The sequence below is a fragment of the Flavobacterium gawalongense genome (assembly GCF_007097265.1).
GTDB lineage: Bacteria > Bacteroidota > Bacteroidia > Flavobacteriales > Flavobacteriaceae > Flavobacterium > Flavobacterium gawalongense.
In genome coordinates this window covers 16,192-36,806 of the sequence record NZ_VJZP01000005.1, presented here as the reverse complement: position 1 = coordinate 36,806, position 20,615 = coordinate 16,192, and the positions used below count along the sequence as shown (strand labels likewise).

Here is a 20,615-nt window from a genome sequence, read left to right as displayed (position 1 = left end):
ATGTAACTATCAAATGGCCTTTTTTAGTTTATGATTATTTGTTATCCTACAAATCGAATTTTATTCCTTGTGCCAATGGCAAACTCGTTGTATAGTTGATTGTATTGGTTTGTCTTCTCATGTAGATTTTCCAAGCATCAGAACCAGACTCACGTCCGCCACCTGTTTCTTTTTCTCCACCAAAAGCACCACCAATTTCCGCACCTGAAGTTCCTATGTTTACGTTTGCAATTCCGCAATCAGAACCTGTAACGGATAAGAAAAGTTCTGCTTCACGCAAATTGTTCGTCATAATCGCAGATGATAACCCTTGAGCCACTCCGTTTTGAATAGCAATGGCATCTTCTACGGAACCGGAATATTTCAATAAGTATAATACCGGTGCAAATGTTTCGTGTTGAACGATTTCAAAACTGTTATCAGCTTCAGCAATCGCTGGTTTTACATAACAGCCACTTTCGTATCCTTCACCCGAAAGAACGCCACCTTCTACAAGGATTTTTCCGCCTTCGGCAACCACTTTTTCTAACGCTTTGTTGTACATTTCAACGGCATGTTTGTCAATTACCGGACCAACATGATTGTTTTCATCTAATGGATTTCCGATGCGTAATTGTTTGTAAGCCGAAACAATGGCATCTTTTACTTTATCATAAATACTTTCGTGAATGATTAAACGACGAGTTGAAGTACAACGTTGTCCTGCCGTCCCCACTGCTCCAAAAACAGCACCGATAACAGTCATTTTAATATCAGCATCTGGTGTTACTATTATCGCATTGTTCCCTCCTAATTCCAATAATGATTTTCCAAGACGACCCGCTACAGCTTGTGCCACGATTTTACCCATACGAGTGGAACCGGTTGCTGAAATTAATGGTACACGTCTATCATTGGTCATCATTTCACCCACTTTATAATCTCCGTTTATCAAACAAGAAATTCCTTCTGGAAGGTTGTTTTCTTTGATTACTTCAGCAATAATATTTTGACAGGCAATTCCGCAAAGTGGTGTTTTTTCTGAAGGTTTCCAAACGCAAACGTCTCCACAAATCCAAGCCAAAGCGGTATTCCAAGCCCAAACTGCTACTGGAAAATTGAATGCCGAAATGATTCCAACAACGCCCATTGGGTGGTATTGCTCGTACATTCTATGTCCCGGACGTTCTGAATGCATGGTCAATCCGTGTAATTGTCTGGATAATCCAACTGCAAAATCACAGATATCAATCATTTCCTGAACTTCTCCATATCCTTCCTGCAATGATTTTCCCATCTCGTAGGAAACCAATTTGCCTAAAGCTTCTTTGTTTTTACGTAATTTATCTCCAAACTGACGCACGATTTCCCCACGTTGTGGTGCTGGCATCAATTTAAATGTTTTAAAAGCTTCGGTTGCAGTTTGCATTACTTTTTCGTAATCGGCGGCGGTTGAAGTTTTTACTGATGCTATTAATTGACCGTCAACTGGCGAATAACTTTCCAGAATTTCACCGTTTGAAAAATGGTTTATTCCTGTTGATGTTCCTTCGTTTATGGCTTTTACACCCAATTGCCCCAATGCCTCTTTCATTCCGAATTGACCTACTATTGTTATCATTGTAACTTTTTTATTGAAATTTGTTGTATTTTTTTACAAATATATTATTTTAACCTGAAATACTAAACATTGCCGCTTTTATTTAACTCTTTCACATCCAAAAATTTTGCAAAACTTGTCCTTTTAACCAAGCGGAAAGCTCTTTAGAAAGCATTCATCGAATGAGATTCCCCCTTCGTCGGAATGAAAAAGTGGTCCGATGCACGGTTTTTAGCCCCGATGGAAGTCTAACCGTCTGGACACATCTTAAAATAGAACACAGATAACACGGATCGAACAAATTAACACAGATTTAAATTTGTTCTTTTCTAATTAAAAAAGTCGTGTCCCGAAATGTCATAATCATGTTGGCTTTTTCATGTTATAATCAAAAAAACCTGTGACAATCCGTCTAATCTGTCAAATCTGTGTTCTATTCTAATGTATAAAAATTTGTGTCCACACGGTAGGATGGAAGTGGCATCCTTTTTCTCCTTTCTTTAGGGAAAAAAAGATATAACGCACAGCGGGAAATCGAAGATTCAGCGAAGCTAAATAGCTCCTCCATTCGAATTCGCTCAGGGTGACATTTCTCTTGCAATCGAAATGATCGACACCAAGCAAAGAGAATCTGAAATTAATTCAGATTAAACAAATCTTGGGTCGGTTTCCATAACAGTTCCGCATTTTTCACACGTTCTCAATGCTTCTGAATTATAGAAATGTTCAAAATGAGGCAGAAAATCTTTTTCGATATTATGCAGTTCAAAATAGACTTCGTGCAATTTATGATTGCAATTATCACAAAACCACAATAAACCATCAGTATATCCTTTTCCGGCGCGTTTTCTTTCAATCACCAAACCTATCGAACCCTCGGAACGCACTGGAGAATGTGGAACTTTAGCAGGATGAAGGTACATATCGCCGGCATGGAGTTCCATTTCCTTGCGCTCACCATCTTCCTGAATAATCACTTTTATGGAACCTTCGAGTTGGTAAAATAATTCTTCCGTTTCATTATAGTGGTAGTCTTTTCGGGCATTAGGACCCGCAACAATCATGACGATATAATCGCCGGATTCTCTGTACAAATTTCTATTGCCAACTGGCGGTTTAAGCAGATTACGATTTTCATCTATCCATTTATTGAGGTTGAAAGGTTTTGCTATTGCCATTTTTTCTAATTTTTAAATGTAAAGTTATGAAATTAAAAATGCTATTGTTTTTCTTTGATTAAATAAATATAAACCGGAAAATGGTCACTAAATCCTGGAACAGTTGGTGTATTTCTTAAACCATACCCTTTATATTGTCCTGTTGTTTGAACCATAAATAGAGCGTTATAAATGCCTGCTTTCCAATATTTATAGGTCGAATAATCGGCTCTTATTAATGATTCTGTCAGTATTATTTGATCAAAAACATCCCATGCGTCTCGAAAAGCAATAGTTCCAATTCCTTTTTTGGCGATGCTTTCCATTGGGTTATACATTCCTAAAAGTTGAACATCGTTTTTATTTGCTTTTGTTTTAAGTACCTTTTTTAAACTAGTATTAAAAGGTCCGTCATTTAAGTCGCCCATAGTAATTACTTTAGCATCTGGATTTAATTTTTGCAAAGAATCAATAATTTTCACATTCAATGCCGCAGCCTTTTCTCTTAATAGGCTACTTATAGCTTCCCCTCCTCGTCTTGAAGGCCAGTGATTTACTATAAAATTCATTTCTTCTCCATCAAGAAATCCTGTTAACAGGATTTGATCTCTAGTATAAATTCTTTTTGTAGTTTGATCTGGTTCATTACTATCCTCTTTATCGTCTTCCAGTATTTTTCTCTTAATTGGTCTTGTGTCTTTTTCATAGATCAGCAATGGAATGTTTGCATAGCTGGTAGGTTTAAAATATTTCTTTTGATATAGAAAAGAACAATCGATACCTCTTCTGTCTGGCGATTCAAAATGTACTATTCCATAATCTTTATTGACTATTTGAGGATCTTTGATTAAATCTTCCAAAACATTTCTATTTTCAGCTTCTGCCAAACCTATAATTGTTGGCGAATTAGGATTCTCTCCTGTTCCTATTTTTGAAATAACTCTTGCTATGTTACTAATTTTTTTCCTGTAATAGCTTGAGGAATAAACCCAGTCATCATCTCGAGTATTCGCATCATTTATTGTATCGTATAGATTTTCGAAATTATAAAATGCAACCGTATGAATCAGATAATTCTTTTGCTGAGCGTCCGATTTTATCATTGGAAAAAACAAAAACAATAACAGAATCAGATGGGTAATTTTCATATGTGTTTTATTTTTGATCATAAATGTGATTCCTAATGGTGTCGTTTATTGTAAAAATAGTCATTTGAAGACGGAACTTAAAACTATTTTGTAATTGCTTATATTTGTTTTAGAAAAAAGCAACAAATATGCATGCTACCCGATTTACTTTTATAAACAGAAATTATGTTTTATATAAATTCCTATTTCTTATTTTTGTTTTCCAATCTTTCAATTCTCAAGCCCATACACTAATGATAACACCACCTATTTTACAAAAAGGAGACACGATAGCCATTTTGGCAACAGCCAGAAAAAACATAGACGACAACCTTAAACCTGCAATAGATCTGTTACACAGTTGGGGATTGGAAGTCGTCATTGGAAAAAGTATTGGTTTAGATGATAATCAATTGGCGGGTACGGATGAACAACGTGCCGCCGATTTCCAGGAACAATTAGACAATCCAAACATTAAGGCAATCTGGTGTGTTCGCGGTGGTTATGGTACGGTACGAATGGTTGATTTATTGGATTTTACCAACTTTAAACAAAATCCAAAATGGATTATTGGTTTTAGCGATGTCACTGTTTTGCACAATCATTTGAATACGATGGGTTTCAAATCTATACATGGTATTATGCCCATCAGTATCCCAAAAGCAACCCCTGAAGCCATTGAATCCTTACGAGTAGCCATGTTTGGGGAATCCTTAAAATATGCGATTGAACCAAATACAATGAATCGATTTGGTGATGCTTTCGGTGAATTGGTTGGCGGGAATTTATCTATTTTGTATAGCTTATTTGGTTCCAAATCGGCTATAGATTGTGCCGATAAAATCTTGTTTATAGAAGATTTGGACGAATATTTATATCATATTGATCGTATGATGATGAACTTAAAACGCAATGGTTGCCTGGAAAGTATTAAGGGAATTATTGTCGGATCCATGTCAAAAATGAAAGACAATGATATTCCTTGGGGAAAAAATGCTCTTGAAATTATAGATGATGTCACTAAAAAATACAACATTCCTGTTATTTATAATTTTCCGGCGGGACATATCCATGATAACAGAGCCTTGATTTTGGGAAGTAAAGTAACTATGCATTTGAATGAAAATTCTAGTAGCGTTATTTTTGAATAAAAAAGATTGATTGTTGATTAACGATTTTAGATTGCAGAAGTTTTTCGATCTAAACACTGCGACTGAACACTTTTTTTGATTTAAGATTGTCGATTAACGATTTTTGATTGCAGAAGTTTACGAACTGAATACTGGGACTGAACACTGAACACTTTTTTTGATTGTTGATTAACGATTTTTGATTGCAGATGTTTGTGAACTGAATACTGCGACTGAACACTGAACACTTTTTTGATTGCTGATTGTTGATTAACGATTTTTGATTGCAGATGTTCACGAACTGAATACTGCGACTGAACACTGAAACTTTTTTGATTGCTGATTGTTGATTAACGATTTTTGATTGCAGATGTTCACGAACTGAATACTGCGACTGAACACTGAATACTTTTTTGATTGCTGATTGTTGATTAACGATTTTTGATTGCAGAAGTTCACGAACTGAACACTGCGACTGAACACTGAATACTTTTTTGATTGCTGATTGTTGATTAACGATTTTTGATTGCAGATGTTCACGAACTGAATACTGCGACTGAACACTGAATACTGAATACTGAATACTGAATATTTGATTGTTGATTAACGAATTTTGATTGCAGATGTTCACGAACTGAATACTGCGACTGAACACTGAATACTTTTTTGATTGCTGATTGTTGATTAACGATTTTTGATGCAGATGTTTACGAACTGAATACTGCGACTGAATACTGAACACTTTTTTATGGCTGAACACAATGAACTGGGAAAATTTGGAGAAGAAATGGCTGTAGAATACCTGCAAAAAGACGGCTATACTATACTTGAAACCAATTGGACTTTCCAAAAGGCTGAAATTGACATTCTTGCCCAAAAAGAAAACATACTCGCCGTTGTTGAAGTAAAAACCCGTTCATCCTTGGAATTTGGTTTACCACAGGATTTTGTAAAACCAAAAAAAATTCAACTGCTCGTAAAAGCCGTAAATGCATACGTAATTTACAAAAATATCGATATTGAAGTCCGTTTTGACATCATTGCCATCCATAAAGAAGGCAAATCTTTTGTAATTGAACACCTTATAGATGCTTTTTATCATTTTTAACAAAAAAAACCAATGTTATATTTGTAACAAATTGTTTTTTATCTATCTTTGCAGAGATTTTTGACACTCTAACTAAGTAAAAACTACGTAAAAACACCTAATACATTATGAAAACTGTTTCATCCATTGTAGAAAATTACATCAAAACAAAGCCTTTTCTATTAAATGCTTTATCTCTTGGAATCATTAATTTGACTTCCTTGTCCCGAAATATAATGACAGAATTGGAATCTGAATTTGGTAAAGAAGTAAAACAAGGAGCAGTCGTTATGTCTCTAAAAAGACTTACGGAAGAGTTGGATTTTAGATTAAATCATAAAATAAATAAAGTAATAAAAAACATCGGAGAAATCACAGTTCGTTCTGAACTAACCGATTATACTTTTGCAGCATCAGATACCGTTTTAAACAAACAAGCTGAATTAATTACCGATTTGAATGCTTTCCCAGACATTTTTTATACCTCATCAAGAGGCGTAAACGAAACCAATATTGTGGTAAGTAATACGATAAACCATTTAGTGGACAAGCACTTTGCCAACGAAAAATTGATTCAAAAACTGGACAATCTGGCTTCGATTACGGTAAAATTACCTAAAGAAAATATCGTAGTTCCCGGTATTTACTATTTCATTTTTCAGCGTTTGGCTTGGGAAGGAATTATCATTAACGAAGTAATTTCGACTTCAAATGAGTTTACAATTTTGGTAAGCGAAAATGAAGTAGATGTCGCTTTTAAAGTAATTAAGGATTTGAAGAATTAGAAAAATTTGATAATCAATATACAAAGCTTCCAGCCTTCAAAAGGCTGGAAGCTTTGTAAAACATTAAAATCTACTTTCCAAACAACTCCATCAACTCCAACGCTTTTCGAATTGATTTTACATTATCGAAAGTAAGTAACAATCGCAAACCATTCGGCGTTTGTTTTTCTTTCATTTTGCAAATACCATTGTGTTTTTGCACAAACTGCAATACGTCTTGAAAACGATTCGATTGGTAATAATCAGATTGTTGATCCGAAACAAAATAACCGATCATTTTGCCTTGTTTCATCACAAGTTTTTCAATTCCTACGCGAGTAGCAATCCATTTAATCCGAATGCTGTTCAATAAAGAAACCGCTTGTTTTGGTAAAGGTCCAAAACGGTCAATCAGCTTATTTTCGTATACAATTAAGCTTTCCTCATCTTTTATAGCACCCAATTCATTATACAAACTCAAACGTTCCGAAACATTATTGATATACTCATCTGGAAACAACAACTCAAAATCGGTATCGATTTGCAGGTCTTTTACATATTCTTTGGTTTCCAAATTGTTTTCCTCAGGATACAAATCCTTAAATTCATTTTCCTTCAATTCATCGATGGCTTCATTCATGATTTTTTGATAGGTATCAAAACCAATTTCGTTGATAAAACCACTTTGTTCGCCTCCCAATAAATCACCGGCACCACGAATCTCTAAATCTTTCATCGCAATATTAAATCCGCTTCCGAGTTCACTGAACTGTTCCAAAGCCTGAATTCGTTTTCTTGCATCTTCGGTCATCGCTGAATACGGCGGACAAATAAAATAGCAAAATGCTTTCTTATTGCTACGCCCTACCCGACCCCGCATTTGATGCAAATCAGACAATCCGAAATTATTCGCATTATTGATGAAAATAGTATTCGCATTGGGAACATCCAATCCACTTTCGATAATGGTTGTAGCGACCAAAACATCAAATTCTCCGTTCATGAAAGCCAACATTAATTCTTCCAGTTTTTTTCCTTCCATTTGGCCGTGGCCAATTCCAACTTTGGCATTTGGCACCAAACGCTGAATCATTCCCGCGACTTCCTTGATATTTTCTATTCGATTATTGATAAAGAAAACCTGTCCGTTACGCTGGATTTCATACGAAATCGCATCCCGAATCAATTCTTCGCTAAAGCCAACTACATTCGTTTCAATTGGATATCTGTTTGGCGGAGGCGTTGTAATTACTGATAAATCACGTGCGGCCATTAATGAAAATTGCAATGTTCGCGGTATTGGGGTTGCTGTCAAAGTCAGTGTATCGACATTGGCCGCAATGGTTTTGAGTTTGTCTTTTACATTCACCCCAAATTTTTGTTCCTCATCCACAATTAACAATCCTAAATCTTTGAAAACAACATTTTTATTGACCAATTGGTGTGTTCCAATAACAATATCAAGTTTTCCCTCGGCTAATAATTTTAAGGTTTCCGCTTTTTGTTTGGCTGTTCTAAAACGGTTTAAATAGCCAACAGAAACCGGCATGTCTTTCAATCGTTCCGTAAAAGTTCTATAATGTTGGTAAGCCAAAATTGTCGTAGGAACCAGAATGGCGACTTGTTTGCTGTTATCCACCGCTTTGAAAGCAGCACGAATAGCGACTTCAGTTTTACCAAAACCTACATCACCACAAACCAAGCGATCCATTGGGCGGTCGCTTTCCATATCCGCTTTTACTTCTTGGGTTGATTTGGTTTGGTCCGGTGTATCTTCGTAAATAAACGAACTTTCTAATTCATTTTGCAAATAACTGTCGGGTGCAAACTGGAATCCTTTTTCGAGTCTTCTTTTGGCATACAACTGAATCAGATTGAATGCAATATGTTTGACGCGTGCCTTGGTTTTTTGTTTTAAAATCTTCCAGGCATTCGAACCCAATTTGTAAATTTTGGGTGGCGTTCCGTCTTTTCCGTTGTATTTTGAAATCTTGTGCAGCGAATGAATACTCACATACACAATATCATTATCAGCATAAACAAGTTTGATTGCTTCCTGTGTTTTGCCTTCGACTTGTATTTTTTGCAATCCTCCAAATTTCCCAATTCCGTGGTCAATATGCGTCACATAGTCGCCAACGGATAACGTCGTCAATTCTTTTAAAGTAATATTCTGTTTTTTCGAATACCCATTTTTAATGCTGAATTTATGATAGCGTTCAAAAATTTGATGATCCGTATAACAGGTAATTTGGTTTTCTTCGTCTATAAAACCTTGGTACAAAGGCAAAACAACGGTATGATATTGTTTTCTAATGTTTTCAGAATTCGCTTCGTCCAAAGTCTCAAAAATATCATGAAAACGTTTGGCTTGGGCTTCATTGGAACAAAACAAATAATTTTTGTAGCCATTGAAATGATTTTCATTCAGGTTATTCAACAACAGATCAAATTGCTTATTGAACGACGGTTGCGGCTGAATGTGGTATTCGAATTTTTTGGTGGTTCTAAAAATAGCTTTAGAACTCAATTCAACAATTGAAAAATCTAAGGCTCTTTTTATAAACTCCGTTTGATTCAAGAACAATTGTTCCGGTGCAGCACGTTTTATTTCCTGCGATAATTTTGCGAAAGCTTCTTCGGCTTTGGCAAATTGTTTGTCTAATTGAGCTAAAAAATCTTCGGTGTTTTGAATGAAAACAACCGTTTTTTCTGAAATATAATCCAAGAAGCTTTCTCGGTTTTCCTGAAAAACTTTGTTCTCCACATTTGGAATTATCGTAATTTTCTTCTGTTGTAAAATCGACAATTGGGTCGCAACATCAAAGCTACGGATACTCTCCACTTCATCTCCAAAAAACTCAATTCGGTATGGATTATCATTCGAAAACGAAAACACATCAACAATTCCACCACGAACCGAAAATTCTCCGGGTTCCGTAATGAAATCAACTCTTTTGAATTCGTATTCGAACAATACTTCATTGATAAAATCGATAGAAATTTTGTCTCCAACGGATACTTTCAGTGTGTTTTTATCCAATTCTTTTCGAGTCACCACTTTCTCGAATAATGCTTCGGGATAGGTGACAATAATCGCCGGTTTTTTGCGGGAATTGATTCTGTTTAGGACTTCGGCGCGAAGCAAAACATTCGCATTATCAGTTTCTTCAATTTGGTACGGGCGACGATACGAACCAGGATAAAACAAGACATCCTGGTCGCCAACCATCTGTTCGAGGTCGTTCAAATAATAAGCGGCTTCTTCTTTATTGTTTAAAACAACCAAAAAAGGAAGTTCTGATTTCTTAAAAATCGAACGAATTACAAATGAAAGTGCTGATCCGAGTAATCCCGAAAGATGCATTTTTACTTGATTATTTTCCAATAAACGAGTAACTATTTGCTGGGTTTTTGGCGAATTATCGTAAATACTATATAAGGCTTTTTTACTCAACGCGTGGCAGATTTGGGTCGATTGGTGTATTAGGAATAGGCGTACTAGGAATTGCTCTTGCAGTATCCATCATTTTCAATAAGTCAGATTCTCCTTCTTCAACAGGAATTTTGCTTTTCTCTACAATTTTGTCCATTTGTCTTTGTAAGGAAACCAATTCCAAATTAATTTCCGCAACTAACTGCGTCACTTTTTTATCTGGAATATTATCCAAATGAATGAATAAATCCAACAATCGTACTTTAGTGATTAACGTCGAAATTCTACTTTTTATCTGAGGTTTATTAAACTCTAAAGGAATATTCTCATTTAAGGCCATTGCTTTTTTAGAAAGTGCTTTCGATTTTTGTTGAAATGCTCCAATGGTTTTTTTTGGTTTTTGAGCTAATTCAGCCAAAAACATACGCAATTCGTTCCAGGTAGCGATGCTTTTTTCAGAAGCCTCCGTTATAGGCGTGTCGTAAAAAACCCAGCCTTTTTCTATGTTTTTAAATATGATTTCTCTTTTTTTGATCTCTTTCTTATTTTCGGCAATGCGTTTTTGATTGTCATTTTGGCACGAGAACAAAATGAAAATCAGAGAAAGGAAGACCGTTATATTGTATTTCATGTGTAGCTATTTATTGTTTTTTAATGGTCGCATGTAATTCGCATACATCTTCCATCTTGTTAGCATAAAATTACCATTATGCTCATTTCATTTGAATTTTCATTAAAGTACAAAGTTACAAAGTAAATTTACAATTACGAATTACGGCATAGGAATAACAATCTAATATTCCTGAAGCTCTTTTTGTATTTAAAAAAACAAAAAATTAAGAATTTTACACCCATTTTAAACACTATTTTAGTAAATTTATAACTTTTTACATCAAATTTGTGTTATTTACGAAAACGTTATCTTTGTATTTCAAAACAGACAAAATGAGTACTAAAATATTGATTATCGGCGCTTGCGGACAAATTGGAACAGAACTTACCCATAAGTTGCGAAAAATATACGGAACAGAAAACGTAATTGCTTCTGATATTCGAAAACTGAATAATGACGTTGTCAATTCGGGTCCTTTCGAAGTAGTAAATGCGCTGGATTTTAATCAAATTGAGCATCTTGTAGAGATTCACCAAATCGATGAAATCTATTTAATGGCGGCATTATTATCGGCTACTGCCGAGAAAAATCCAGCTTTTGCTTGGGACTTAAATATGAATTCTTTGTTTCATGTTTTGAATTTGGCGAAAGCAAAAAAAATAAAAAAGATATTTTGGCCTTCCAGTATTGCTGTTTTTGGCCCAACAACGCCCAAAGAAAACACACCACAATACACAATCATGGAACCTTCAACGGTTTATGGAATCAGTAAACAAGCTGGCGAAAGATGGTGTGAATACTACCACAATATTTTTGGTGTCGATGTGCGAAGCATCCGCTATCCCGGCTTAATTAGCTGGTCTACGCCTCCTGGTGGCGGAACTACGGATTATGCCGTAGATATTTTCCACAAGGCAATTTCGGATAAAACATACGAATGCTTTTTATCCTCCGAAACTAAAATGCCCATGATGTATATGGATGATGCGATTGCTGCGACGATACAGATTATGCAAGCACCAGTTGAACAAATTAAAATTCATTCTTCCTACAATCTGGCCGCAATGAGTTTTACACCAACTGAAATTGCTGCCGAAATCAAAAAACATATTCCTGAATTTACTGTTACTTACAAACCTGACTTTCGTCAAAAAATAGCCGACAGCTGGCCAGCGAGTATTGATGATTCCGAAGCCAGAAAAGATTGGAACTGGAAACATAAATTTGATCTGGAATCAATGACGGTAGATATGTTAGAGCATTTGAAATAGTTCCCAAAAAAACAAACCCCAAAAAAAGTCTAGCTTTAAAACTAGACTTTTTTTGATTTTAATAAAACCTTACTTTATTTCAAACGTGTTATTTTCTGGTTTTAGATCCGCCATTAATCCACTTGGATCGATAGTGATTTTCTTGATTGAAGTTTTAGATTTCGAGATACTAAATTCAAAAGTTGGATACGCCCAAGCCCAATCATTCAGAATCGTTCTTTTTAATGAAGGATTCGGATTTTCTTTTTCGAAACTCATCATTCGCAACGGAATGTAGAAACTTTCTTTTGTTCCGTCCATATATTCAACAGTCAGATCAATTGGCATTGGCATTCTGCCAATCCTTTCTAATGTTGCAACAGTTTTATCTGCATTTTCTTTTACGTCTTTTATTCCGTAGTCAATCGTATTGGTAGTTTGCGTCCAATCGGTCAAATACCAATCTAAATTTGCTCCTGAAATACGTTCAGCAGTTCTTTTGATATCATTTGGCGTAGGATGTTTGAATTTGAAATCCTGGTAGTATTTTTTCAAGGTTTTCATTAAATTTTCCTTTCCTATCAAATACATTAATTGTGTCAGGAAAAGTTCTCCTTTGCTGTAAGAAGTGATGCTGTACACTCTATTCTCATCAAAACGATCCGCATGTGTGGTTTGAGGCAATTCTTTTCCGGAATTCGCCATCGAGGAATACCCTTTATAAGCTCCCGTAAATGGGTTTTCCATTTTCTTATCTGCCATTTCATTCAGTCCAAAATCTTCAAGGAAAGAGGTAAACCCTTCATCCATCCATCCGTGTTTTGATTCATTGGAAGCCAAAACATGTTGAAACCAGGAATGTGCCATTTCGTGAGCGGTTACACCAAGCAAACCTTCGAAATCGCCTTGACCCAAAATCAAAGTACACATCGCGTATTCCATTCCGCCATCACCGCCTTGAATCACGGAATATTGTTTGTATGGATAATCCCCAACTGTTTTGTTGTAAATCTCCATCAACTGAATCGTTTTAGGTTGTAGGCTTTTCCAGTTCTGAATATATTTTGGATTATTTTTATACAAGAAATGCAAATCAACATTATTAGGTCCTTTCACCACATCATGAATGTAATTTTTATCGGCAGCCCAAGTAAAATCATGAACCATTGGCGCTGTAAAACGCCAAGTCAGTTTTTTTGTTTTCTTTGGAACAGAGACTACAAGCCCTTGGTCTTGATAACCATGACCTATTTCGTTTTTGTTTTGCAAATAACCAGTACCTCCTAAAACGTATGCTTTATCAATAGTAATATTGACATCAAAATTTCCCCAAACACCGTGAAATTCTCTAGCGATGTAAGGATCAGCATGCCAACCTTCAAAATCAAATTCGGCTATTTTTGGATACCATTGCGCCATCGATAATTCTACGCCTTCGGCATTATTTCTTCCGGAACGACGAATTTGAATTGGAACCTGTCCGTCAAAATCTAATGTAAAAATGGTTTTAGAATTCGGTACTATTGGCTTCGCCAAAGTAACTTCGAGAATCGTTCCAACCTCTTTTGCATTAGCAACTACTCCGTCTTGTTTGAAATTAGAGATTCGCAAATACCCAATTTCATTCGGTTTCAAAGTTTTGATTCGGCTTTCTTTGACTTCTTTATCGCCAACTTTTATTTTGTTCACCATTCTTCCGTCTGGATCTTTGATGCTTTGGATTCTGGCATCCATCTCGCTTCCGGGCTGAAAGGCATTATTGAATAAATGGTAATAGACTTTTCTTAAAGTGTCAGGAGAATTATTGGTATAAACCAATTCTTGTTTTCCTTTGTATTGGTAATGCTTCACATCCATCGTAACGTCCATTTTGTAATCGACGTGTTGTTGCCAATAAGTAGAACTTTGGGCAAATAGGGACCCAAAATTAAGTGTGATAAAAGATAGTAAAAGGAATTTTTTCATACGAGGATAATATTTTTTTTAATGGAATATGGAATCGTCATTCTTTATGTGGATTTGTATTTTTAAATCTTGTCGATTTCATTATTTCTTTAATACAAAAGGAAGAACAAGCGCTCTTCCTTTAGATTAATAACTATTTAATTTATTTTTTTGACATTCTTTCAGCAAGAATCAAGGCATTATAAGCATTGACCATTTTTCCTGATTTTGAAGTATCAGCTATTGATTTTTTCTCTTGAGATTCTCCCAATTCAACTGTTGCTGGTAGCGGCGTCCCGGAATCCATCATAATTTTTTTGACTTGCGCTGCTGATAATTTTGGATAATACGAGCGGATTAATGCCGCAACTCCAGCCGCATTTGGTGAAGCCATCGATGTTCCTTGTTCGTATTTGTATTTGTTATTTGGCACTGATGCGTAAATTTCCATTCCTGGAGCATAAACATCCACATTGATTGTTCCGTAATTCGAAAAAGGCGCTACTACCGTTTCTCCGTACGTATTATTCAAGGCTCCAACAGTAAGAACATTAGTAACAAACTCCGTTTTATTGTCTTCAGAATCATTTGGAAAATTGATATTTTTTTCTAGATCGATATCATTCCCATCGTTTCCTGATGCGTGTACAAACAAAACATCTTTCTTTTCAGCATATTTTATAGCATCAAAAACCCATTGCTTGTGTGGAGAATAGCTTTTTCCAAAACTTCCGTTGATTACTTTTGCCCCATTATCTACTGCATAACGTATTGCCAAAGCAACATCTTTATCGTATTCATCACCATTAGGAACAGCTCTTACAGCCATAATTTCGACATTATTTGCAACTCCGTCACCGCCAATATTGTTATTTCTCACTTGAGCAATAATTCCGGCAACGTGGGTTCCGTGCAATGCTTCTTCTTTATCCGGTCCATAAACAATATTGTTACCGTATTTGGTATCATTTATATCATCAGGATTATCGCCAACAACTTTTCTACCATTAAAATCTTTGTTCAAATTATAATTCAATTGGTCGTAAATGTACTTTTTGTATTCCTCAATATCAGCACTAAATTTTGGACCTGACTGCCCAATAACTCGAGTCATAATCATTTTGCTTTTATTCAAAACTTCATCTGTACTAACAATTGCATTCAGTTCTTCAAGTGTATAATCGTCTTTCTTTAAGTACGTTTGTATTATTTTATTGGTGTTTAAAAGAAAATCTACTTGTTGTTTCCCTTCTAATGCTTCTTTATATTCATCTTCATAATCCGCTTTAGCATTTTTATATGTCACCGATCCATCATCCGCTTTTTTCAGAATACGAGTCATTTCTAAATTTTCAAATCCTGAATCTCCTAAGAAATTCCAACCGTGAATATCATCGATATATCCGTTTTTATCATCATCAATGCCATTTCCGGCAATTTCTTTGGTATTTGTCCAAATCACTGATTTCAAATCTTCATGACCAATATCGACTCCTGAATCAACAATTCCCACAATAACTTTTACTCCTTTTTTATTTTTCAATAATTCGGCATACGCTTTATCAACGCTCATTCCAGGAATCGTATCTTTTATTAAATCCAAATGACTCCAACGCTTTAAATCTGTATCACTTATAGGTGCAACTTTATTAATAATCAACGGAGTACTTACTGCTATAGGCACAGTACTTTTGGAAACTTGTTTTTGAGCGTTACATCCTACTAATGCAAAAAAAGCAGCGGCAGAATAATAGATTGGTTTAATATTGTTCATTTATAAATTTTTAAAATTAAATGCAGGGCCTAAATTATGTCTTTTTACAACAGAATATAAATGGATTAACACTCTATTAAGATTTGGTCGAAAGTAAAAGAATGAATATCAGAGGAGTTCTTAATATGGGTTAAAATATAAATGGAAGGACAAATTGCCCTTCCATTTATAAATAAATTGGAACTATTATTTTTTAGACATTTTCTCAGCCATCAGTAATGCATTATAAGCATTCACTATTTTTCCTGATTTAGATAAGGTAGCAAAAGAACGTGTGTCATTAGGTTTTCCACTAATAACAACATCTGTTATAATCGCCACTCCTGAATCCATCAAAATATGTTTTACCTGTTGCGCAGATAATTTTGGATAATGCGAACGTATTAGTGCGGCAACTCCGGCAGCGTTTGGTGCCGCCATGGATGTTCCTTGCAAATATTTATAAGAATCATTTGGCGTAGTGGCATAAATTTTCACTCCTGGAGCAAAAACGTCAACATTGATTTTTCCAATATTAGAAAATCGTGCCACCACTTTGTTTCCGTATTCAAAATTTAATGCCCCAATTGTAATTACATTATCAGCAAATTCAGTTATTTTATCCTCAGAATCATTTGGAAAATTATCCGCAAAGTCAATGTCTTTAGCATCATTTCCGGCTGCATGAACAATCAACACATCCTTTTTTTCTGCATATTTGATAGCATCATAAACCCATTGTTTTTGAGGAGAAAAGCTTTTTCCAAAACTTCCGTTAATTACTTTAGCGCCATTGTCAACTGCATAACGAATACCAAGAGCGATATCTTTGTCATATTCATCTCCGTCTGGCACGGCACGAACGGTTAAAATCTCAACATTGTTTGCCACTCCGTCACCACCCATTGTGTTGTTTCTAGTTTGAGCAACAATTCCGGCAACGTGGGTTCCATGAAGAATACTATTCTTGTCCGGACCCATAACATTATTGTTTCCGTATTTTGTATCTGTAATATCTTCTGGATTATCACCCAAAACTTTTCTGTAGTCAGTTTTTAGATTTTCTCCATTTAAGACTGTATTAAAACCATTAAGTTGTTTTTGAACAGCAACTTTCAGGTCTGCTATAGGAATCCCAAAAGAAAACATTTGTTCCATAGCGGCCTTACTTTTTTGCATTTCCGGTTCTTGTGAAACAATTGCTTTTACCTCTTCAATCGTATAAACCGATTTTCCAAAATGTCTCACTAGAGTTACATCACTCTCATTTAGGGCTATTAACATTTGTTCCGAACGCGTTTTCCCAGCTGTTGCATCAGCTGTTTTTTTATCACTTATGGCTTTAGCATCTTGATACGTTTTTTCGTCTACGAGGTTTTTATTTTTAATAATTCGCTCATATTCATAATTTTCTTTGGTGATATCTCCTAAGAAATTCCAACCGTGAATATCATCGATATATCCGTTTTTATCATCATCAATTCCATTTCCGGCGATTTCTTTTTTATTGGTCCAAACCACCGATTTTAAATCTTCATGTTCGATATCCACTCCAGAATCTACAATCCCAACAATTACAGTTACTCCTTTTTTACCTTTCAATAATTCGGAATAGGCTTTATCAACACTCATTCCCGGAATAGTATCTTTTACTATATCTAAATGACTCCAGCGTTTTAAATCACTTTCATTTATTGGTGCATTTTTTTTAATGTTTAATGGTGCGCTTACGGCAACTACCGCCGAAGTATTTGAAACTTGTTTTGAAGCGCCACATCCTGCTAAAGCTAAAATGGCAAAAGCAGAAATGTAAATGGGTTTAATGCTATTCATGTGTACGTTTTTTAAAAAGTTACAAAATTGGTCTAAAGTATATCTTTTTGTTACAAAAATAAACAGTATTAACACTATATTAGGATTTGGTCACAAGTAAATCGTTCCTTCAACCGAACTCCTTTTTCCGTTTTTTCAACGGTTATGATTTCATTATGCGCATCATGTTCCAAAAACAAATAGTAATTATTATCCGCCGCAGCATTCATAAATTTTGCTTTTTCGTCTAATGTTAAAAGTGGTCTGGTATCATAGCCCATTACATAAGGAATTGGAATATGTCCGGCTGTTGCCAATAAATCAGCACAAAAGACAATCGTTTTATCCTGATATTGAATATGCGGAATCATTTGCTTTTCGGTATGGCCGTCGGCAAAGAAAATACCAAAACCCAGTTCCGATTTTTCAAGGAAATCACCTTCCGGTCTTTGGATAAAATTGAGCTGGCCACTTTCCTGCATCGGCAAAATATTCTCTGACAAAAAAGAGGGTTTTTCTCTTAAATTAGGTTTTGTCGCCCATTCCCAATGCTTATCATTACTCCAGAATTTAGCATTTTTAAACGCCGGTTCGTAACCCGTTTTGTCTTTGTTCCACTGCACACTTCCCCCGCAGTGATCAAAATGCAAATGCGTCATAAAAACATCGGTAATATCATCGCGATGAAAGCCAAATTTGGCTAAGGATTTATCCATCGAATGCGTTCCCCAAAGCGAATAATACCCAAAAAATTTCTCTGATTGTTTGTTTCCCATTCCGGTATCAATCAAAATCAATTGGTTGTTATCTTCAATCAATAAACAACGAGCAGCAATATCAATTAAGTTGTTTTCATCGGCTGGATTGGTTCTATTCCAAATGGTTTTTGGCACCACGCCAAACATCGCACCACCATCCAATTTAAAATTGCCTGTTTCTATAGGATATAATTTCATTTTTTTCTTTTTTGAGAGGAACCAAAGTTAAGGAATTCAATTGCTATTACTCATTCCAAATAACTTTTTTCTATTTTGGCATTGGCTATAAAAATGGCATCAATTATGGAAAAAGCTTTTTATATAGTATCTTTGTGCTTAATTTAGACAAAATCAATATAAGCTATGATAAAAGTTTCTGACACTGCAAGAAAAAAAATCATCGATCTAATGAAAGATGATGGTTTTGATGCTGCAATCGACTACGTAAGAGTTGGTGTAAAAAGCGGCGGATGTTCTGGATTGTCTTATGATTTAAAATTTGATAAAACAAAAAGCGAAGACGATAAAATTTTTGTAGACAACGATATCACTATCGCTGTAGAAAAAAAATCTTTTCTGTACTTAGCCGGAACAATATTAGAATTTTCGGGAGGAATAAATGGTAAAGGATTTGTTTTCAATAACCCAAATGCCAATAGAACTTGTGGATGTGGAGAATCATTTTCTCTGTAAAACATTAAATAAAAAAATATGTCAAAATATACCGAAGACGACTTAAAAATCGAACTCGAAAACAAAGAATACGAATACGGATTTTATACCGAATTAGAATCAGAAACGTTTCCTATTGGTTTAAATGAAGATATCGTTAGGGCTATTTCACACAAAAAAGGAGAACCTCAATGGATGACTGATTGGCGTCTTGAGGCTTTTCGTGCTTGGGAGCAAATGACAGAGCCAGAATGGGCTAATGTACATTATACTAAACCTGATTTTCAGGCCATTTCCTATTATTCAGCTCCAAAAGCAGTAGATCCTAATAAAACATTGGACGATGTAGATCCTGAACTTTTAGAAATGTATAAAAAGTTAGGTATCTCTGTTGATGAGCAAAAGATGATGAATAATGTAGCTATGGATATCGTAGTTGATTCGGTTTCAGTAGCGACTACTTTCAAGAAAACATTAGGGGAGAAAGGAATTATCTTTATGAGTATTTCCGAAGCCATCAAAGAGCATCCAGAATTAGTTCGTAAATATTTAGGAACGGTTGTGCCACAAAAAGATAATTTTTATGCTGCCCTAAATTCGGCAGTTTTCTCTGATGGTTCTTTCTGTTATATTCCAAAAGGCGTTCGTTGTCCAATGGAACTTTCTACTTATTTTAGAATCAATCAGGCTGGAACAGGACAATTCGAGCGAACATTATTAGTTGCTGACGAAGGTAGTTATGTTTCTTACTTAGAAGGTTGTACCGCTCCAAGTCGTGATGAGAATCAATTGCACGCTGCAGTAGTAGAATTAATTGCATTAGACGATGCCGAAATAAAATATTCTACTGTTCAAAATTGGTATCCTGGAAATAAAGAAGGTAAAGGCGGGGTTTTCAATTTTGTAACCAAAAGAGGTTTGTGTGAGAAAAATGCAAAAATTTCTTGGACTCAAGTAGAAACTGGTTCTGCCATAACTTGGAAATATCCTTCTGTTATTTTAAAAGGAGATAATTCAGTAGGCGAATTTTATTCAATTGCTGTTACCAATAATTTTCAACAAGCCGATACAGGAACCAAAATGATCCATTTAGGTAAAAACACTAAATCGACTATTATTTCTAAAGGAATTTCTGCAGGAAAATCACAAAACAGCTACCGTGGTTTAGTGCAAATTAGCGCTAGAGCGGATAATGCCAGAAACTTTTCACAATGTGATTCCTTATTAATGGGGAACAATTGTGGAGCACATACCTTCCCTTATATAGAAAGTAAAAATCCAACGGCAAAAATTGAACATGAGGCTACGACAAGTAAAATTGGCGAAGACCAAGTTTTCTATTGCAACCAACGTGGAATTCCAACCGAAAAAGCCATTGCCTTAATCGTAAACGGTTTCAGTAAAGATGTATTGAATAAGTTGCCAATGGAATTCGCAGTAGAAGCACAAAAGTTACTGGAGATTAGTTTGGAAGGTTCGGTCGGATAAAATTTGTTTAAAGTTTAAGGTTTAACGTTGTATAACCGGAAACGA

15 protein-coding genes are annotated in these 20,615 nt (G+C 35.3%); 6 read left to right on the top strand and 9 right to left on the bottom strand.

Going from position 1 to position 20,615, the window contains the following annotated elements; translation table 11 throughout:
* Positions 1–46: 46 nt before the first annotated feature.
* The 3 genes from amaB to FNW38_RS04410 all read right to left on the bottom strand — a co-directional run bounded on the left by amaB (position 47) and on the right by FNW38_RS04410 (position 3,884).
* Positions 47–1,600 (bottom strand): L-piperidine-6-carboxylate dehydrogenase, encoded by a 1,554-nt coding sequence (amaB, locus tag FNW38_RS04420; protein ID WP_143386941.1) that lies wholly within the window; start codon positions 1,598–1,600, stop codon positions 47–49.
* 626 nt (positions 1,601–2,226) lie between these two features.
* Positions 2,227–2,757, bottom strand: a complete 531-nt coding sequence (locus tag FNW38_RS04415) for a 3-hydroxyanthranilate 3,4-dioxygenase (RefSeq protein WP_143386940.1) — start codon at positions 2,755–2,757, stop codon at positions 2,227–2,229.
* Positions 2,758–2,798: 41 nt separating this feature from the next.
* On the bottom strand, positions 2,799–3,884 hold the full coding sequence (locus FNW38_RS04410) for an endonuclease/exonuclease/phosphatase family protein (protein ID WP_143386939.1): 1,086 nt from the start codon (positions 3,882–3,884) through the stop codon (positions 2,799–2,801).
* Positions 3,885–4,117: 233 nt separating this feature from the next.
* Here FNW38_RS04410 and FNW38_RS04405 point away from each other — a divergent pair, with 233 nt between their 5' ends.
* The 3 genes from FNW38_RS04405 (at position 4,118) to FNW38_RS04395 (ending at position 6,865) form a co-directional block, all read left to right on the top strand.
* Positions 4,118–5,014 carry a S66 peptidase family protein gene (locus FNW38_RS04405; RefSeq protein WP_235890147.1) on the top strand — a complete coding sequence of 299 codons (897 nt, stop codon included), beginning with the start codon at positions 4,118–4,120 and terminating at the stop codon, positions 5,012–5,014.
* A gap of 727 nt (positions 5,015–5,741) precedes the next feature.
* Entirely contained in the window at positions 5,742–6,101 is a 360-nt protein-coding gene (locus FNW38_RS04400; protein WP_144064602.1) for a YraN family protein, read from the top strand.
* A gap of 107 nt (positions 6,102–6,208) precedes the next feature.
* Positions 6,209–6,865, top strand: a complete 657-nt coding sequence (locus FNW38_RS04395) for an aspartate kinase (protein ID WP_035669162.1) — start codon at positions 6,209–6,211, stop codon at positions 6,863–6,865.
* A gap of 70 nt (positions 6,866–6,935) precedes the next feature.
* Here the strand turns inward: FNW38_RS04395 and mfd are convergent, their stop codons facing one another.
* A complete protein-coding gene (gene mfd, locus FNW38_RS04390; RefSeq protein ID WP_143386936.1) occupies positions 6,936–10,301 on the bottom strand; it encodes a transcription-repair coupling factor in 3,366 nt (1,121 codons plus the stop codon).
* Entirely contained in the window at positions 10,294–10,911 is a 618-nt protein-coding gene (locus FNW38_RS04385; RefSeq protein ID WP_144064601.1) for a hypothetical protein, read from the bottom strand. Before FNW38_RS04385 ends, mfd begins: the two co-directional genes overlap by 8 nt.
* 314 nt (positions 10,912–11,225) lie before the next feature.
* Between FNW38_RS04385 and FNW38_RS04380 the strand changes: the two genes are divergently transcribed.
* Positions 11,226–12,164, top strand: a complete 939-nt coding sequence (locus tag FNW38_RS04380; RefSeq protein WP_143386934.1) for an L-threonine 3-dehydrogenase — start codon at positions 11,226–11,228, stop codon at positions 12,162–12,164.
* 69 nt (positions 12,165–12,233) lie between these two features.
* Here the strand turns inward: FNW38_RS04380 and FNW38_RS04375 are convergent, their stop codons facing one another.
* The 4 genes from FNW38_RS04375 to FNW38_RS04360 form a co-directional block, all read right to left on the bottom strand.
* Positions 12,234–14,108 carry a M1 family metallopeptidase gene (locus FNW38_RS04375; protein WP_143386933.1) on the bottom strand — a complete coding sequence of 625 codons (1,875 nt, stop codon included), beginning with the start codon at positions 14,106–14,108 and terminating at the stop codon, positions 12,234–12,236.
* A gap of 142 nt (positions 14,109–14,250) precedes the next feature.
* Positions 14,251–15,861, bottom strand: a complete 1,611-nt coding sequence (locus FNW38_RS04370) for a S8 family peptidase (RefSeq protein WP_144064600.1) — start codon at positions 15,859–15,861, stop codon at positions 14,251–14,253.
* Between the two features lie 186 nt (positions 15,862–16,047).
* Positions 16,048–17,673, bottom strand: coding sequence for a S8 family peptidase (locus FNW38_RS04365; RefSeq protein WP_144064599.1), 1,626 nt, complete (start codon positions 17,671–17,673; stop codon positions 16,048–16,050).
* Positions 17,674–17,747: 74 nt separating this feature from the next.
* On the bottom strand, positions 17,748–18,608 hold the full coding sequence (locus FNW38_RS04360) for an MBL fold metallo-hydrolase (protein ID WP_144064598.1): 861 nt from the start codon (positions 18,606–18,608) through the stop codon (positions 17,748–17,750).
* Positions 18,609–18,773: 165 nt separating this feature from the next.
* On the opposite strand from FNW38_RS04360, the gene FNW38_RS04355 reads away from it, so the two are divergent.
* Together FNW38_RS04355 and sufB are read left to right on the top strand one after the other, a co-directional pair.
* Positions 18,774–19,103 (top strand): HesB/IscA family protein, encoded by a 330-nt coding sequence (locus FNW38_RS04355; protein WP_039108447.1) that lies wholly within the window; start codon positions 18,774–18,776, stop codon positions 19,101–19,103.
* A gap of 18 nt (positions 19,104–19,121) precedes the next feature.
* Complete coding sequence (gene sufB, locus FNW38_RS04350) at positions 19,122–20,570, top strand: Fe-S cluster assembly protein SufB (RefSeq protein WP_144064597.1); 1,449 nt, start codon at positions 19,122–19,124, stop codon at positions 20,568–20,570.
* Positions 20,571–20,615 lie beyond the last annotated feature (45 nt).

Bases quoted from the DNA above. Each gene is read 5' to 3' on its own strand.
- FNW38_RS04410 (WP_143386939.1), bottom strand. From the start codon at position 3,884: ATGAAAATTACCCATCTGATTCTGTTATTGTTTTTGTTTTTTCCAATG.
- FNW38_RS04370 (WP_144064600.1), bottom strand. From the start codon at position 15,861: ATGAACAATATTAAACCAATCTATTATTCTGCCGCTGCTTTTTTTGCA.
- FNW38_RS04385 (WP_144064601.1), bottom strand. From the start codon at position 10,911: ATGAAATACAATATAACGGTCTTCCTTTCTCTGATTTTCATTTTGTTC.
- FNW38_RS04375 (WP_143386933.1), bottom strand. From the start codon at position 14,108: ATGAAAAAATTCCTTTTACTATCTTTTATCACACTTAATTTTGGGTCC.
- FNW38_RS04400 (WP_144064602.1), top strand. From the start codon at position 5,742: ATGGCTGAACACAATGAACTGGGAAAATTTGGAGAAGAAATGGCTGTA.
- FNW38_RS04405 (WP_235890147.1), top strand. From the start codon at position 4,118: ATGATAACACCACCTATTTTACAAAAAGGAGACACGATAGCCATTTTG.
- sufB (WP_144064597.1), top strand. From the start codon at position 19,122: ATGTCAAAATATACCGAAGACGACTTAAAAATCGAACTCGAAAACAAA.
- FNW38_RS04365 (WP_144064599.1), bottom strand. From the start codon at position 17,673: ATGAATAGCATTAAACCCATTTACATTTCTGCTTTTGCCATTTTAGCT.
- FNW38_RS04360 (WP_144064598.1), bottom strand. From the start codon at position 18,608: ATGAAATTATATCCTATAGAAACAGGCAATTTTAAATTGGATGGTGGT.
- amaB (WP_143386941.1), bottom strand. From the start codon at position 1,600: ATGATAACAATAGTAGGTCAATTCGGAATGAAAGAGGCATTGGGGCAA.
- FNW38_RS04395 (WP_035669162.1), top strand. From the start codon at position 6,209: ATGAAAACTGTTTCATCCATTGTAGAAAATTACATCAAAACAAAGCCT.
- FNW38_RS04380 (WP_143386934.1), top strand. From the start codon at position 11,226: ATGAGTACTAAAATATTGATTATCGGCGCTTGCGGACAAATTGGAACA.
- FNW38_RS04355 (WP_039108447.1), top strand. From the start codon at position 18,774: ATGATAAAAGTTTCTGACACTGCAAGAAAAAAAATCATCGATCTAATG.
- FNW38_RS04415 (WP_143386940.1), bottom strand. From the start codon at position 2,757: ATGGCAATAGCAAAACCTTTCAACCTCAATAAATGGATAGATGAAAAT.